The 15,956-nt window shown below is 59.4% G+C and carries 10 protein-coding genes; 8 read left to right on the top strand and 2 right to left on the bottom strand.

Annotation, left to right across the window (positions count from 1 at the left end):
* Position 1: 1 nt before the first annotated feature.
* From arnC to AC1RPZ_RS00380, 8 genes are read left to right on the top strand one after another with little or no spacing between them, the layout of a single operon-like run.
* Positions 2 to 1,021 carry an undecaprenyl-phosphate 4-deoxy-4-formamido-L-arabinose transferase gene (arnC, locus tag AC1RPZ_RS00415; protein WP_493133727.1) on the top strand — a complete coding sequence of 340 codons (1,020 nt, stop codon included), beginning with the start codon at positions 2 to 4 and terminating at the stop codon, positions 1,019 to 1,021.
* Positions 1,018 to 3,009 carry a bifunctional UDP-4-amino-4-deoxy-L-arabinose formyltransferase/UDP-glucuronic acid oxidase ArnA gene (arnA, locus tag AC1RPZ_RS00410; RefSeq protein ID WP_493133725.1) on the top strand — a complete coding sequence of 664 codons (1,992 nt, stop codon included), beginning with the start codon at positions 1,018 to 1,020 and terminating at the stop codon, positions 3,007 to 3,009. Before arnC ends, arnA begins: the two co-directional genes overlap by 4 nt.
* Positions 3,009 to 3,893, top strand: coding sequence for a 4-deoxy-4-formamido-L-arabinose-phosphoundecaprenol deformylase (arnD, locus tag AC1RPZ_RS00405; RefSeq protein ID WP_123424690.1), 885 nt, complete (start codon positions 3,009 to 3,011; stop codon positions 3,891 to 3,893). Before arnA ends, arnD begins: the two co-directional genes overlap by 1 nt.
* The gene (gene arnT / locus AC1RPZ_RS00400) at positions 3,890 to 5,539 is read left to right on the top strand and encodes a lipid IV(A) 4-amino-4-deoxy-L-arabinosyltransferase (protein WP_493133723.1); all 1,650 of its coding nucleotides are present in this window, start codon (positions 3,890 to 3,892) and stop codon (positions 5,537 to 5,539) included. Before arnD ends, arnT begins: the two co-directional genes overlap by 4 nt.
* Positions 5,536 to 5,880, top strand: a complete 345-nt coding sequence (arnE, locus tag AC1RPZ_RS00395) for a 4-amino-4-deoxy-L-arabinose-phosphoundecaprenol flippase subunit ArnE (RefSeq protein ID WP_493133721.1) — start codon at positions 5,536 to 5,538, stop codon at positions 5,878 to 5,880. The genes arnT and arnE overlap by 4 nt, the downstream gene beginning before the upstream one ends.
* Positions 5,877 to 6,290, top strand: a complete 414-nt coding sequence (arnF, locus tag AC1RPZ_RS00390) for a 4-amino-4-deoxy-L-arabinose-phosphoundecaprenol flippase subunit ArnF (protein WP_493133719.1) — start codon at positions 5,877 to 5,879, stop codon at positions 6,288 to 6,290. Before arnE ends, arnF begins: the two co-directional genes overlap by 4 nt.
* A complete protein-coding gene (locus AC1RPZ_RS00385; protein ID WP_123424694.1) occupies positions 6,287 to 7,660 on the top strand; it encodes a UDP-glucose dehydrogenase family protein in 1,374 nt (457 codons plus the stop codon). Before arnF ends, AC1RPZ_RS00385 begins: the two co-directional genes overlap by 4 nt.
* A 14-nt stretch (positions 7,661 to 7,674) precedes the next feature.
* Positions 7,675 to 9,282, top strand: coding sequence for an ArnT family glycosyltransferase (locus AC1RPZ_RS00380; protein ID WP_493133717.1), 1,608 nt, complete (start codon positions 7,675 to 7,677; stop codon positions 9,280 to 9,282).
* A 201-nt stretch (positions 9,283 to 9,483) separates the two neighbouring features.
* Here AC1RPZ_RS00380 and AC1RPZ_RS00375 read toward each other — a convergent pair whose 3' ends face one another.
* The gene (locus AC1RPZ_RS00375) at positions 9,484 to 12,150 is read right to left on the bottom strand and encodes an EAL domain-containing protein (RefSeq protein WP_493133715.1); all 2,667 of its coding nucleotides are present in this window, start codon (positions 12,148 to 12,150) and stop codon (positions 9,484 to 9,486) included.
* A complete protein-coding gene (locus AC1RPZ_RS00370) occupies positions 12,147 to 15,470 on the bottom strand; it encodes an ATP-binding protein (protein WP_493133713.1) in 3,324 nt (1,107 codons plus the stop codon). Before AC1RPZ_RS00370 ends, AC1RPZ_RS00375 begins: the two co-directional genes overlap by 4 nt.
* Positions 15,471 to 15,956: the final 486 nt, after the last annotated feature.

Genomic DNA, 15,956 nt, shown 5'->3' with positions numbered 1-15,956 from the left:
TTTGAAGCCATATCCAATTAACTGCGTGTCGATCGTTATCCCGGTCTACAACGAAGAAGAAAGCTTGCCTGAACTGCTACGCCGGACCGAAGCGGCCTGCAAGCAACTCAAGCACGAGTACGAGATCGTACTGGTCGATGACGGTAGCCGCGACAACTCGGCTCAAATTCTCGAAGAGGCCGCTCAGCGTGAAGGCAGTTCAGTGGTTGCGGTCATTCTCAACCGCAACTACGGCCAGCACGCGGCAATCATGGCCGGTTTCGAACACTGCAAAGGCGATGTGGTCATTACCCTCGACGCCGACCTGCAGAACCCGCCGGAAGAAATCCCTCGTTTGGTGGAACAAGCCGAACTGGGCTACGACGTCGTTGCCACCGTGCGCAACAATCGCCAGGACTCGGCCCTGCGCCGCTGGCCGTCGAAGCTGATCAACCTGGCGGTTCAACGCTCCACCGGTGTCGCCATGAGCGACTATGGCTGCATGCTGCGCGCCTATCGCCGCACCATCGTCGACGCCATGCTGGCCTGCCGTGAACGCAGCACCTTCATCCCGATCCTGGCCAACAGCTTCGCCCGCCACACCACCGAGATTCTGGTGCAGCACGCCGAGCGCGAGCATGGCGAGTCGAAATACAGCCCGATGCGCCTGGTCAGCCTGATGTTCGATCTGCTGACCTGCATGACCACTACCCCACTGCGCCTGCTGAGCATCATTGGCTTCAGTCTGGCGGCGCTGGGCATGTTGTTTGCCTTTATGCTGATCTTCCTGCGCCTGATCTTCGGCGCCAGTTGGGCGGGTGGCGGCACCTTCGTACTGTTCGCCGTGCTCTTCGTGTTCACGGGCGGCCAGTTCATCGGCATGGGCCTTCTGGGTGAATACCTGGGCCGCATGTACAGCGATGTCCGCGCCCGACCGCGTTTCTTTATCGAAAAAATCCTACGTAACCAACCCGCTGCCCCTGCTCCCGTTGTCACTGTCGACGGTCTGCCTTCCACCCCTACTGATCAGGTTTCGCCATGAGTTCAAAAGCTGTTGTTTTCGCCTATCACGACATTGGCTGTGCAGGTATCGAAGCACTGCTCAACGCAGGTTTCGAGATTGCTGCCGTGTTCACCCACGCTGACGATCCGAAGGAAAACACCTTCTACGGCTCAGTCGCGCAACTGTGCGCCCGTAAAGGCATTCCTGTGCACGCACCGGAAGACGCCAACCACCCACTGTGGATCGAGCGCATCGCCAAACTGAACCCGGACTACCTGTTCTCGTTCTACTACCGCAACCTGTTGGGTGAGCAACTGCTGGCTACCGCCCGCAAAGGCGCGTTCAACCTGCACGGCTCGTTGCTGCCAACCTACCGTGGCCGCGCCCCAGCGAACTGGGTACTGGTCAACGGCGAAACCGAAACCGGCGTGACCCTGCACCGCATGGTCAAGCGTGCCGACGCTGGCGCGATCATCGCCCAGCAACGTGTTGCGATCGAGCGTGCCGATACCGCTCTGAGCCTGCACGGCAAGCTGCGCGAAGCCGCTTCCAACCTGCTGCGCGACACCCTGCCATTGCTGGTCCAGGGCAAAATCACCGAAACCGCTCAGGACGAGTCCAAGGCCACTGTTTTCGGTCGTCGTACCGCAGCAGACGGCAAACTGGTCTGGAAGAAGCCGGCTGAAGAGCTGTTCAACCTGGTTCGCGCCGTGACCCAGCCTTACCCGGGTGCTTTCTGCGCCGTGGGCGAGCACAAACTGATTGTCTGGAGCGCTGAAGTCGTCAAGGGCAACGAAGGTCTGGCACCAGGCCGCGTGATCAGCGTTGATCCTCTGCGTATCGCTTGCGGCGAAGACTCCCTGGTCGTCACTTCCGGTCAGCGTAACGAAAACGGTCTGTACCTGAGCGGCCCGCAACTGGCCAACGAACTGGGTCTGGTCGACGGTTCCGTACTGCGTGGCGCTGAATCGGGCCGTGCCCCGCGTCGCACCCGCGTACTGATCCTTGGCGTCAACGGTTTCATCGGTAACCACCTGTCCGAGCGCCTGCTGCGTGACGACAAGTACGACGTCTATGGTCTGGACATCGGTTCCGACGCTATCGAGCGTCTGCGCAGCCATCCGAACTTCCACTTCGTCGAAGGCGATATCAGCATCCACTCCGAGTGGATCGAATATCACATCAAGAAGTGCGACGTGGTTCTGCCGCTGGTGGCCATCGCCACCCCGATCGAATACACCCGCAACCCGCTGCGCGTATTCGAACTGGACTTCGAAGAGAACCTGAAACTGGTTCGCTACTGCGTGAAGTACAACAAGCGCGTGATCTTCCCGTCGACTTCCGAAGTCTACGGCATGTGCCAGGACAAGAACTTCGACGAAGACACCTCGAACCTGATCGTTGGTCCGATCAACAAGCAACGCTGGATCTACTCGGTCTCCAAGCAACTGCTGGACCGCGTAATCTGGGCCTACGGCGCCAAAGGCCTGAACTTCACCCTGTTCCGTCCGTTCAACTGGATGGGCCCACGTCTGGACCGTCTGGACTCGGCACGTATCGGCAGCTCCCGCGCCATCACCCAGCTGATCCTGAACCTGGTGGAAGGCACCCCGATCCGTCTGTTCGACGGCGGCGAGCAGAAGCGCTGCTTCACTGACATCGCTGACGGCATCGAAGCCCTGGCCCGTATCGTTGATAACGAAAATGACGCGTGCAACGGTCAGGTCATCAACATCGGTAACCCGGACAACGAAGCCAGCATCCGTCAGTTGGGCGAAGAGCTGCTGCGTCAGTTCGAAGCTCACCCACTGCGCGCCAACTTCCCTCCGTTCGCCGGTTTCCGCGACGTAGAGAGCAAGGCGTTCTACGGCGCTGGCTACCAGGACGTGGAACACCGCAAGCCAAGCATCGAAAACGCCAAGCGCCTGCTGAACTGGGAGCCAACCGTCGAGATGAGCGAAACCATCGGTAACACGCTGGACTTCTTCCTGCGCGAAGCCATGCTCGAAATCGCGGACAAGCGCTGATGCAGGCAGGTCTTCGGATCGATGTCGACACCTACCGAGGTACCCGTGAGGGGGTACCCCGGTTGTTGGAGATGCTCGATGAAGCACAAGTCAAGGCGACGTTTTTTTTCAGCGTTGGTCCGGACAACATGGGGCGCCATTTATGGCGCCTCATCCGTCCGCAGTTTCTCTGGAAAATGCTCCGCTCCAATGCCGCGGGTCTGTACGGCTGGGATATTTTGCTGGCCGGCACTGCCTGGCCAGGCAAACCCATCGGCCGTGACCTGGGGCACCTGATGCGCCAGACCCTCGCGGCTGGCCATGAAGTGGGTTTGCACGCCTGGGATCATCACGGCTGGCAAGCCAACGCAGGGCGCTGGAGCGACGCCGATCTGATCGAGCAGATTCGCCGGGGCGTAGACACCCTCAGCGATATTCTCGGGCAGAGCGTGGACTGTTCGGCGGCCGCCGGTTGGCGTGCCGACGAGCGGGTCATCGAAGCCAAGCAGCGTTTTGGCTTTCGTTACAACAGCGACTGTCGCGGACAAAGCCTGTTCCAGCCTCGGCTGGCAGACGGCAGCCTCGGCACGCCACAAATTCCGGTCGACTTGCCAACCTTCGATGAAGTGGTGGGTCCCGTCGTTGCAGCCAATGAGTTCAACTCATACATTCTTGACCGATTCAGCCCCTCGAAGCTGAACGTATATACGATACATGCGGAGGTAGAAGGGATTCTGATGGCTAACGATTTCCGCCAACTGCTGGTCGACGCGCGCCAGCGCGGCATCCAGTTCCAGCCTTTGGGTGATTTGTTACCCGCCCAGCCGACAACTCTGCCTCAGGGCCGCGTAATACGTGGTGCCCTTGAAGGCCGTGAAGGATGGTTGGGAGTTCAGGGAGCATGAGCAAACGCTGGGCTTTGCCGTTGTTGCTGATTGCTTTCGGTCTGGTCTATCTGTTGCCGCTGGGCACGCATGGCCTGTGGATTCCGGATGAAACCCGCTACGCCCAGGTCAGTCAGGAAATGCTCCTGACTGGCAACTGGGTGTCGCCGCATTTCATGGGCCTGCGTTACTTCGAAAAACCGATTGCCGGTTACTGGATGATCGCCATCGGCCAGGCCCTCTTCGGTGACAACCTGTTCGGTGTCCGCATTGCGTCGGCACTCGCGACCGGTTTGAGCATCGTGCTGACCTACCTGATCGCACGCAGGCTCTGGAACGATCCGCGCAAAAGCATCGCCAGCGCATTGCTCTACATGAGTTTCGCGGTGGTCGCCGGTCAAGGCGGTTACGCCAACCTCGATCCGCAATTCACGTTCTGGGTCAATCTGAGCCTGGTGGCCTTGTGGTTTGCGCTGGACAGCAGCAATCGCAATGCGCGGCTGATGAGTTGGGCAACCCTGGGGCTGGCCTGCGGCATGGGCTTCCTGACCAAGGGTTTCCTGGCCTGGTTGCTTCCGGTATTGATCGCCCTGCCCTACATGATCTGGCAAAAGCGCTGGCGTGAACTGCTGGCGTACGGCCCGATGGCTATCGTGGTGGCGATTGTCGTCAGCCTGCCGTGGGTCCTGGCCGTGCATGCGCAGGAACCCGATTACTGGCGTTTCTTCTTCTGGCACGAGCACATTCGCCGCTTTGCCGGTGACGACGCGCAACACGCAGCGCCGTGGTGGTTCTATCTGCCAATGCTGGTAGCGTTCAGCCTGCCATGGGCGGCGTTCCTGCCTTCGGCGCTCAAGCAAGCCTGGCAAACCAAACGTCAGGCGAGCAGCGGTTTCCTGCTGCTGTGGCTGGTCCTTCCACTGGCGTTTTTCAGCCTGAGCAAAGGCAAGTTGCCGACCTACATCCTGCCGTGCCTGTTGCCCTTGGCACTGTTGATGGGGAATGCGCTGATTGACCGACTGAACCAGGGCCAAAGCCGGCTGTTCAAGATCAACGGCCTGCTGAACCTGGTTATCGGTCTGACTACCCTGCTGGCGATGGTTTACCTGCAACTGAAAAACCCCGTGTATGTCGATGAAATGCACAATCTGGTGCTGGTGTTCATCGTGCTCATGGGCTGGATCCTGTCCAACCTGTTGCTGGTGGTCCGACCGTTGAGCGCATGGGCTGCACCGGCAATCGGCAGCGGGCTGCTGATCGCCATTCTGCCGGCCGCACTGCCGCACTCGGTGGTCTACAACAAGATGCCCGACCAGTTTGTCCTCCAGCACATTGACGAACTCAGCCAGACCAAAAGCCTGCTGAGCAATGACCTGGGCGCCGCGTCCGCCCTGGCCTGGCGTCTGCAACGCCCTGAAGTGGCGTTGTACAACAGCATCGGCGAAGTGAAATATGGCCTGGAGTACCCGGATGCCGCTGCACGTCGGGTCGATACCGAGCACGTGCAGCAGTGGATGAGCGAAGCCCGCAAGACTGGCCCGGTCGGCGTGGTCATGCGCGTCAAGGGTGACGACGAAATCCGCGAGCTCGAATTGCTGCCTAAAGATGGCAAGCATTATGAGCAAGGCAACATGGTTATTTTGATCATCCCGCAGAGCGCGCCATGACCCTGATTCTGTTGTTGTCGGCCTGCCTGCTGACCTGCCTGGGCCAGATCGCCCAGAAATACGCCGTCGAAAGCTGGCGCGGCAAAGACTCCGGCTGGGGCGAGAAACTGCTCACGCCTTGGCTGTGGCTGGCACTGGCCAGTCTGGGCTTTGGCCTATTGGTGTGGCTGTTGGTGTTGCAGCGCCTGGAAGTCGGTATCGCTTACCCGATGCTGAGCCTCAACTTTGTGCTGATCACCCTCGCCGCCCACTTCGTCTTCCACGAAACCATTGATCGCCGTCACTGGATCGGTGTTGCGCTGATCATCGCCGGCGTCGTTCTGCTCGGGAGGCACGCATGAGCCTTCGTCGCGGAATCAGCTTTGCCATGGGCAGTGTGGTGCTGGTCAGTGCCGCCCAATTGGGTATGCGCTGGAGCATGAGCCATTTACCGCTGCCCGATCAGTGGCTGCAGGCCCTGAGCACTGGCAGTATCGACCTGCTCGCGCTCGGCGTGGTACTCGCCTCGATCTGCGCTTACGCCCTGTCCATGCTGTGCTGGCTCGCCGCGCTGCGCGATCTGCCGCTGGGCCGGGCCTACTCGCTGTTGAGTATCAGCTATGCACTGGTGTATCTGTTGGCCGCCAGCCTGCCGCTATTCAACGAAAATTTCAGTCTTTCCAAAACACTTGGGGTGGCCTTGGTCATCCTCGGTGTCATCACTATTAACTCTCGAACTGCCAGCGCCCCAGAAGTCAGGAATGCCTCATGAAAATCAGTGTAATTGGTAGCGGTTATGTCGGTCTGGTGCAGGCGACTGTCCTGGCTGAAGTCGGTCATGATGTCGTGTGCATGGACGTCGATCAGAACAAGATCAAAATGCTGCAGAAAGGCCACGTCACTATCTTTGAACCAGGGCTGGAGAGCATGGTCAAGGAGAACCTGGAGAGCGGGCGCCTGCACTTCACCAGCGACGAGAAGATGGCCATCGAGCACGGCCAGGTGTTGTTCATCGCGGTCGGCACGCCGTCGGACGAGGACGGCTCGGCCGACCTGAAATATGTCTTGTCCGTGGGTGATGCGGTCGCGCGCCATCGGGTCGAACCGCTGATTCTCGTGGAAAAATCCACTGTTCCGGTCGGCACCGGCGACACCCTGCGCGCGCACATTGAAGAAGTGCTGAAGAAAGCCGGGCGTACGCTGGAGTTCGATATTGTCTCCAACCCGGAATTCCTTAAGGAAGGCTCGGCCGTCAGTGACTGCCGTCGCCCTGACCGCATCGTCATCGGTTGCGAACGTGAAGAAGTCCGTGAAGTGATGCGCGACCTCTACGCCCCCTTCAACCGCAACCATGACCGCATCATGTTCATGGACCTGCGCAGCGCCGAACTCACCAAGTACGCAGCCAACTGCATGCTTGCGACCAAAATCAGCTTTATCAACCAAATCGCCGAACTGGCCGAACACCTGGGTGCGGATATCGAAGCCGTGCGCATGGGCATCGGTGCAGACCAGCGCATCGGCTACCACTTCATCTACCCTGGCTGCGGCTATGGCGGTTCGTGTTTCCCGAAAGATATGCGCGCGTTGATCCACAGCGCCCAGGAAGCCAATTGCTCCAGCGACCTGTTGCAAGCGGTCGAGGCCATCAACCAGCGGCAGAAACACAAGCTGTTCGAGCGCATCAACGCGTTCTACAAAGGTGAGCTGAAAGGCAAGACCTTCGCCCTCTGGGGTCTGGCGTTCAAACCCAACACCGACGACATGCGCGATGCGCCAAGCCGGGTGCTGATGGAAGCCTTGTGGGCTGCCGGTGCGCACGTACGGGCCTTCGACCCTGAAGCCATGCAGGAAACTCAACACCTGTACCCGGATCAACCGAACCTGTCGCTGATGGGCACGCCGGAATCCGCACTGGTAGGCGCAGACGCCTTGATCGTTTGCACCGAATGGCAACAGTTCAAGGCACCGGATTTCAAATTGATCGAAGAGCGTCTCAAAGCTCCAGTGATTTTTGACGGCCGTAACCTGTACGACGCCGATCGCCTGGCACGCAAAGGCTTCAAGTACTTCCCGATGGGTCGTGGCGAGTCGCGCAATCTGCCAATCCCTCAGCAGCAGTGGCCAGCCTCTTCCGTCTAAGCCCAGGAGGCCGCGTGCACACCTATCCATCGACAGGGATCCGTCAACAATCGTTAGGTCTGGGGCTACTGGCGCTGCTGCTGTTCTGCGCCGGTGTCTACCAGCAATCGGCGATTGGATTCGACTCGCGGTTTGTACTGTTTGCCCAGGAAATGCTGCGCCATGGGCCGGGATTCTTCCCGACCACCTATGGCCAGCCTTACGCCGATTACTGGGCCACCTCGACGTTTTTTACCTGGCTGCTTTCGTTGCCCTTTGGCCAGGTAAATGCATTGACTGCCTGGATGCCCAGCGCCATCGCATCAGCGTTGATCGTGACGCTGATGTACCGGCTGGTAGCGCCCTACTCCAGAACCTGGGCATTGATCAGCATCGCGTTGATGCTGCTGAGCAATATGTTCATCACCGAAACCCGCGCCGTGTCCCTCGACCAGATGGTCGCGGCCGTGACCTTCGCCGTGTTCTATCTGGGCTATGCCGCTGACCACTTCCACGCACCGCGACGACTGTTGCTGATACTCGTGTTGCTGGTGCTGGGCTTTGCCATACGTGGGCCGATCGGTTTAGTGGTCCCTACCGGCGTGCTGTGCACTTATTACCTGCTCAATGACCAGTGGCGCCGGATGATCATCGTCGGATTGCTGGCGGCAGTGCTGCTGGCAGCCGGTATCGGCCTGTTGCTGTGGCTGGCGAACGTCAGTGGTGGCCCGACCTTCGTAGAAGACGTGATCCGCATGCAGTTCATGGGGCGCATGGACGGTCGCGAAGGTGCGAGCGGCGCGCTGTATTACTTCAGCAGCTCCTTGGGCAACTATGCGCTGGCCTTTCCCTTGGCAGTGGCGGTGTTGGCCGCGGTGTTGCTGACTGGCCGCAAGGACCGTGGGCCGGCATTACGTCTGCTGACCTTGTGCACCACTGCCGGGCTGATCGTAATGATTGGCCTGTCGATTCCCATGGCGAAGAAAGCCCGCTACATGCTGCCGATGCTGCCCATGGCGGCGATCGTCGCGGCGTATCCGTTCCAAGGTGCGCAGGGTCGGGTATTCCAGTGGCTACGCGGCCTGATGCAGGGCCTGTGGCTGCTGATGCCTGGCCTGCTGATCATCGGGCTGGTGGTGGCCAAGCGACGTTTTCCGGATCATCTCACTTCGCTGACGGCGGTGATGGTGATACTCGGTGTGTTGCAGGTGATCGCACTCGGGCTGCTGTTCAAGCCGCATGTGCGTGCGGTGGGCCTGGCGTTCGCTGCGGTGCTGGCGCTGTGGTCGACCTACATTCTGGTGTTCGAGCCGGTGGAGCGTACGCTCTACGACACGCGCACGTTCAGTCGTGCAGCCGTTGAGCTGATTCAGAAAGACCCGGCTCCCGTGGTGTTGCACGCCATGGGCAAAGACGCCAAGGCCATCAAGTTCATGGTCAACGTCGATCACGACCTGATTCCGCTGTTCACCCAATCGGTGCAAGAGCTAGAGAGCCTGACAGGCCCTGCGTGGCTGGTGATGGACAAGAGCGACTACGAAGCCCTGAAAGGCTCCCGGTTGGCGTCACTGCAACCGGTGCTGAGCGGGAACTTCGACAAGAACGATTATGTTCTGCTGCACCTGGTACCTGTGCAGCCCTGAACGGGTTGCACATTGTCAGGGCGCTTGCTTAAGCTTACGCCCATGACGCCTTCCCTCCGCCGTGCCCAACTCGCCGATGCCAGCGCACTGCCCGCCGTAGAGCGTTCAACCGCCCTCTTCCGTTTGGCAGCGCCGACCCTACCGCGTTTATGGGGTCGCCTCAGAAACGCGAAAATACCGCACGCTAAGCCAATTGGCGGGTTACCGGTCTTCGGTTGATAAGTCATTCGCCGAAAACAGTTCTTCAATTTCATGCGGTGAAATGGGTTTGCTGAAGTGATAGCCCTGCATTTCATCGCACATGTTGTTGCGCAGGAATGTAAGCTGATCGTCGGTCTCGACACCCTCCGCTATGACTTTGAGATTCAGTTGGTGGCCCAACGAAATCACCGCTTTGGTGATGGCCGCGTCAGCCGGGTCGGTGTGGATGTCGCGCACGAACGATTGATCTATTTTCAGTCGCATGATCGGGAAATTTTTCAGTGCGCTAAGACTGGAGTAACCGGTGCCGAAGTCGTCAATCGAGAGTGCGACGCCCATTAGGTTGAGTTGATTCATGGTGACGATAGCCTGCTCGATATCCCGCATAATCATACTTTCGGTGAGTTCCAGTTCGAGATAGCGGGCTTCCAGTTTGCTTTCCTGCAATGCATGGGCGACGCGCGCGACCAGATTTTTTTCCCTGAACTGGCGCGCGGACACGTTCACCGAAACGGTGGTGGGCGGGAATCCTCGTAACTGCCAGTCCTTGTTTTGTTTACAGGCGGTTCGCAGCACCCAGTCGCCGATCGGTACAATCAGTCCGGTCTCTTCCGCAAGTGCGATGAAGTGTTCCGGCTTAATCAGACCCGATTGCGGGTGCTGCCAGCGAATCAGCGCTTCCACCCCTATGATGCGGCGTGTTTGTAGATTGACCTGCGGTTGGTACAGCAACAGAAATTCGTTGCGGGTGATAGCATTTCGAAGTCCTTCCTGCATCACCATCCGATCGCGAATCTTGGTATTCAACATTGAAGTGAAGAACTGAAAATTGTTGCGACCAAGTTCCTTGGCGAGATACATGGCGGCATCCGCGTTCATCAGCAAGGTATCCGTATCTTTGCCATCGTTCGGAAAAGTCGAAATACCCATGCTGCACGTTACATCGATCTGATGGGCACCAATCATGGTTCGCTGCGAGACCATATCCATTATTTTCTGGATCACGCCGGCAATGGTCTCTGTTTGGGTCGGTTGATCGAACAGGATGATCACGAATTCGTCGCCGCCCAACCGCACCACCGTATCGGCGCGCCGTATGCATTGCTCCATTCGGCGCGCGATGATTTGCAGCAGTTCGTCACCGACATTGTGACCAAGGCTGTCATTGATCAACTTGAAATTGTCCAGGTCGATAAAGACTATCGTCACGAAGCGACCGTAGCGCTGTCCATGCAAAATGGCCTGGTCGAGACGATCCTTGAGCAAGGTGCGATTGGGCAGGCCAGTCAATATATCGTGGTGCGCCATATATTTGATGCGTTCTTCCGCACGCTTGTGTTCGACCGCAATGCTGGCGATTCGGAGCGCCATCTCGACGAGCTGGATTTCGGACAGGGAGGGCTCACGTACCGTCTTGCCATACAGTGAGAGTGCGCCAAGCACCTGGCCCTTGCGTGACAGAATCGGCCACGACCAGCAGGCCGCAAAACCAAACGGGGCGACCAATTCGCGGTAATCGTCCCACAGTGGATCGGCCTGGATATTGGCCACGGTGACCGGCTCGCGGCGGTAGACCGCCGTGCCGAAAGAGGCGGTCTGCGGACCGATGGCAATGCCGTTGATGGCCTTGGCATAGGCTTGCGGAAGCTGCCCGGTCGAAACATGCCGCAGGTGCAGGCCGTCGTCGTCGAGAAGTTGAATCGAGCCCATCACCCCTTCGGATTGGGACTCGATAAGTAGGGTGATGCTGTCGAGAACGCGTTCCAGCGGGGAACCGGTCGCGATCATTTCGAGTGCACGCCCTTGTTCAGCGCGCAAAGATTCCGCTCGCTTGCGCGCATCAATGTCGTGTGCAAGCCAGATCACCCCACTGGTTAAGTCGGACGGATCAATCGCTGTCAGGATGGACTCGACCCAAAAGAGAGTGTCATTGCAGCGCCGGAGTTGGGTTTCGATCGTGTGTGTTTTACCGACCTCAATTGCCGCGAAAATGTGCTTTCCGAGGTTTTGGAACGCCTCCTCTGAGACATACAGCGAGCGTGTCGACGATCCGATCAACTCGTCGATCCGGTATCCGAACATCGTTGCGAACATGTGATTGCAACGGACAATCCGACGATTCTTAAGAAATGCGATACCGACAGCGGCGTTTTCGAGAATGGTCTGCTGTTCTGCCGCGATGCTCCGGAGATTCTCCTCGGCTTGGATGCGCACCGCCGATTCCTGTTTCAACTCGGTGTTTTGCGCGGCAAGTTGCCGTTTTATTGTCTGTAACGCCAGATGCGTCTTGACCCGGGCCAAGAGCTCCTCAACCTGAAATGGTTTGGTCAGATAGTCGACGCCGCCCGCGGCAAATCCGGCGACCTTGTCGCGGAGATCGGTCAGCGCGGTCATGAAAATCACCGGAATTTCGCGCGTCAGATCGATTGCCTTTAGGCGTCGGCAGGTTTCGAAACCGTTGATGCCCGGCATCATCACGTCGAGCAGAATCAGATCGGGAACGATCAACTGAGCCCGTTTGATCGCCTCTTCACCGGCCTGCGCGACCAGCACTTTGAAATTGTGCTCCTCCAGGTAGTTGACCGCCAACTCCAGATTGGCCGGCGTGTCGTCGACCACCAGGATCGTATGCGTGTCGATTTCGGGCGTCACGGGGAAGTTTGTCATTCGGCCACCGGCGTGGGGTTCATGTAGGTATCGACAAGCCTGACAATAGCCTCGGACCGGAAGCCTTGCGCCAGCTTCTGGAGCTTTTCTGCGAACGGCTGATATTGCGCATCGCGCGCGGCGAGTTCGCCGGCCCACTGCTTGATGCCGCGCATGTTTCCAGCCAGTGCCAACTCGTGCAGGCGCTCCATTTCCGGACCTGCGGGAATGGCCAATTGCTCCGTGCCTTGAGCGGATGATGAAAGCAGCTCCGGTATCGCGTCCTCGACGATCCAATCCAGCCGGAGGTGCGCACCGATTTTCTGCAGCAAATGTCCATTCTCGATGGGCTTGGACAGAAACGCGCAGGCCCCGGCCGCCAGCGCATGGGCCTGATCTTCTGAGGTGATGCTCGCCGACACGATGATGATCGGGACCAGCCGCAAGGCCTCGACCTGCAGTATCCGCCGCGTCGCTTCCAGTCCGTCCATCACGGGCATCCTGATATCCATCAGGATCAAGTCCGGCTGCATGGTACGCGCCAATTCGAGCCCTTCGAGGCCGTTGCTCGCTTCGCGAATCGCGAAACCCAAATTGCCCAGCGTGTCGGCGAGCATCGCGCGGTTCGCCGCGATGTCGTCGACGATCAGCACCGTCTGGCGTGGCCCGTGGTATCCGCTCACCTGCTGCACTAGAAGCGCGGTCACGGGTGCAGTGTCCACAATTGGCAGGGACAGGTCGAACCAGAACCGGCTGCCATCACCAGGCTGGCTTTCGACACTGATTTCACCGCCCATCAAGCGGAGCAGCTGTCGACTAATGCTCAAGCCTAGCCCGGTCCCACCCGAGCGACTCTGCACTTCGCCCACTTGCTCAAACGGCTCAAAAATCGCTTGCTGCTTGTCTTGTGCGATCCCCACGCCCGTATCTCGCACTTCGAACCTCAGGCACGCGAGCCCCTCAAGGCGTGACAGTAACGTGATATGCAGGCCCACCTGTCCACTATCGGTGAATTTGACCGCGTTACTGAGCAGGTTCAGCAGCACTTGGCGCAAGCGCTTGTCGTCGCCTTGCACAAACCGAGGGAGATCCGGTGCCACGTCGAGGATGCAGGTGAGTCCTTTTTCCTCGCTCTTGATGCGAACAATGTCGACCACGCCCGACAGGGTAGTCGGTAGATCGACTACGCAGGGACAGAGTTCGAGCTTACCGGACTCGATCTTGGCCAGGTCCAGGATGTCGGTAATCAACATCAGCAAATGTTCGCCGCTTTGCTGGATTGTGTTTGCCGCGCTCGTCTGCCGCTCGCTCAAGGTGGTGTCCCGCTTGAGCAACTGCCCGTAGCCCAGGATGGCGTTCAACGGGGTTCTCAGCTCATGGCTCATGTTGGCGAGGAACGTCGACTTGGCCCGATTGGCCGTCTGGAGCTCACTCGTGCGCTCCCGTACACGTTCCTCAAGGCCATCGCGCGCACGTTGCAGATCCAGATTGGCGTTAGTCAAGTCGCCGCGTGCTCGTCTCAATCCTTCGCGGGCGCCGTCCAGTCCCACCGCGGCGATGCCGATCTCGGCCTGAAGCAGGTTGAAGCTCTCAGTCATCCGACCCAGCTCGTCCCGTGAATGGATTTGCAACGGTTCAAGCGAAAAGTGGGCATGAGCCTCGTCAATATCGCCCCGACCCAGCGCACTCATGGCATTCGAAAAATCCTTCAGCGTGCCGAGCGCGAGCCGCCGAGCGGATGTGCTGACTCGTTCGGCCGAGTGGGCGATCATCCCCGGCAACACAATCCCGACTGTGATAGTCAGGATCGCTACCGCGACGAAGATGTCCTCCAGAGCGGTCACGAACGCGCCGTGCTGGTCGGGGATCTGGCCGATCGCCAGGATGTAGCCGGCCCCGTCCAAGGCAAGCACCGCCAGCATCGCACCGGTCAGTTTCACGTGCAGTGTCGGGCTGAGCAGTGGCAAGCCCTGTAGCCGGCGATCCTCAATTTTGCGCCATGCGAACAGTGCCGCGCCCGAATAGGCCATGGCCAGCCCGAACACCACGGTCGGCAGGCCGAACTGCTCGAAACCGAACAGCGTCGATGCCCCCCACCCAGCCGCAGCGGCGATGCCCAGGCCGATCGTGCCGCGCGGAGCACGGTACGGCCGGGGCGCGTCAGGCGCATCGCGGCGCAACAGCCACACTGCGACACTCGCCAGCGAAATCGCGATCAGGTAATTGAAGTTCGCTGCCGCGATCAGCCAGATCGGATCGCCGATCAGCAACAACCCGATCGATACGCCGGCGGTCACTAGCGTGGCGGCCCACGGCGCATCGGTGGGGATCCGCAGCGCCAGAAACCTGGGCGCCAGTCCGTCTTCGGCGAGCTGCGCCAGCGTGCGCGAAGCGCCCGCAAGCGGTTGGAGGGTACCGTGGAACATGTTGAACATCATGAACCAGATGGCCATCGCCTTGGCGCCGCTGCCGAAGATCGGCGTGAAGGTCGGGCCAAGCGCCAGAGCCAGGTCGTCGCCGAGCGGCGTGGGCCCGAGCGTGCCCAGCCACACGACGGGCAGCACCGCGAAATACACCGCCGCCATCAACGCACTGGCGAGCATCGCGCGCGGCACGTTGCGATTCTGGTCGATGGTCTCGCCGACGTGGCAGGTCGCCGCCTCGAATGCGGGGGCCGCGAAGCCGACCAGGTAAAGCCCCGCCATCAGCGAGGTCAGGTTGCCGAACCATCCGGGGAACGGCACGGTGAGGTGAAAATCGGTCGCTTGGTGCCAGTCGACCTGACCGGCGAGAATCGGCGCGAGCGACGACACAAAGGCCAGCAACGCGGAAGCGGTGGCGACCGGGGTCGCCACCCGCGTGGTCCATTTGATCCCGCACAGATTCACCAGCGTAAAGAGCGCGACCAGCGCGCAAGCCAACTCCGTCACCGACACGTTCGGCAGATACCACTGTTTGATGGCCGACGCGGAGAAGATCGCGGTCAGCCCGCAGGCCGGAACCCAGCCCCACCAGTAGCACACGCCCGTGATGGTCGAGAGCATCGGGTTGTACGGCTTGAACGCCTCGGCGCAGCTGGCGGCAATCCCGCCGACCCGATTGGGCGACATCAGCGCCAGTTCGGTCCAGCCCGGCGCGGCTGCGTAGCTGAGCAACAGGCCGACAATCAGGAGCGGTACAGCCGCGCTACCCTGCCCGGGTATTGCGTCCTGTCCGACAAAGAGGGCTGCGATCAGGAAGAGACTCTGGTTGCTGCCCCCCATTGCCAGCGCCGTAGTGCCAATCCATCCGAGTCGCCGCGGGTGTGGACGGGGGGTGTTGCCTGTTGCCTTGATATCCATATCCATGCACCCCCGGATTCGACTTCTTGTTTTACGCGGAACCTCTGAAAATACTTCAAACCTGAAGCGCGACTACCTCGTGTCTAATTCGGTTATGCGGCACGATTAAGCAAGTTATGGCCTGAGCGCATTTTAGGTGTAGGTGAAATGTTGCACATATGCAAGACAGGGAATCGCGCCGCCACGCCAATCTTCATCGTCGTACCCAGTCCGATCGCGCCTTGTAAATGGCGGTCGGAATCCGCCGTTTGTCAGCGTTGACCATCTTCTAAACCCTGTCGAATGGGAGCCCAATGACTGGGCGGGCGCGGGGTGGCCGGTACTTTCACTTCATCAATCGGTCTTCCCTCGAACAGTCTCACACCGATATCAGCCAACACTTCAGGTGAAACAGGGCTGCTGTTTGACTTGTCCGTCGAACATTTTAAATGTGTGTTCGACAATTCCTGGCAGGCGCTATAAACGCCCAACCTCGCGACGACTGAG

It is taken from the genome of Pseudomonas sp. GW822-FHT02D10, assembly GCF_058802345.1.
The sequence above is the reverse complement of the archived record's forward strand: the minus strand, read 5'-3'. Positions and strand labels throughout refer to the sequence as shown.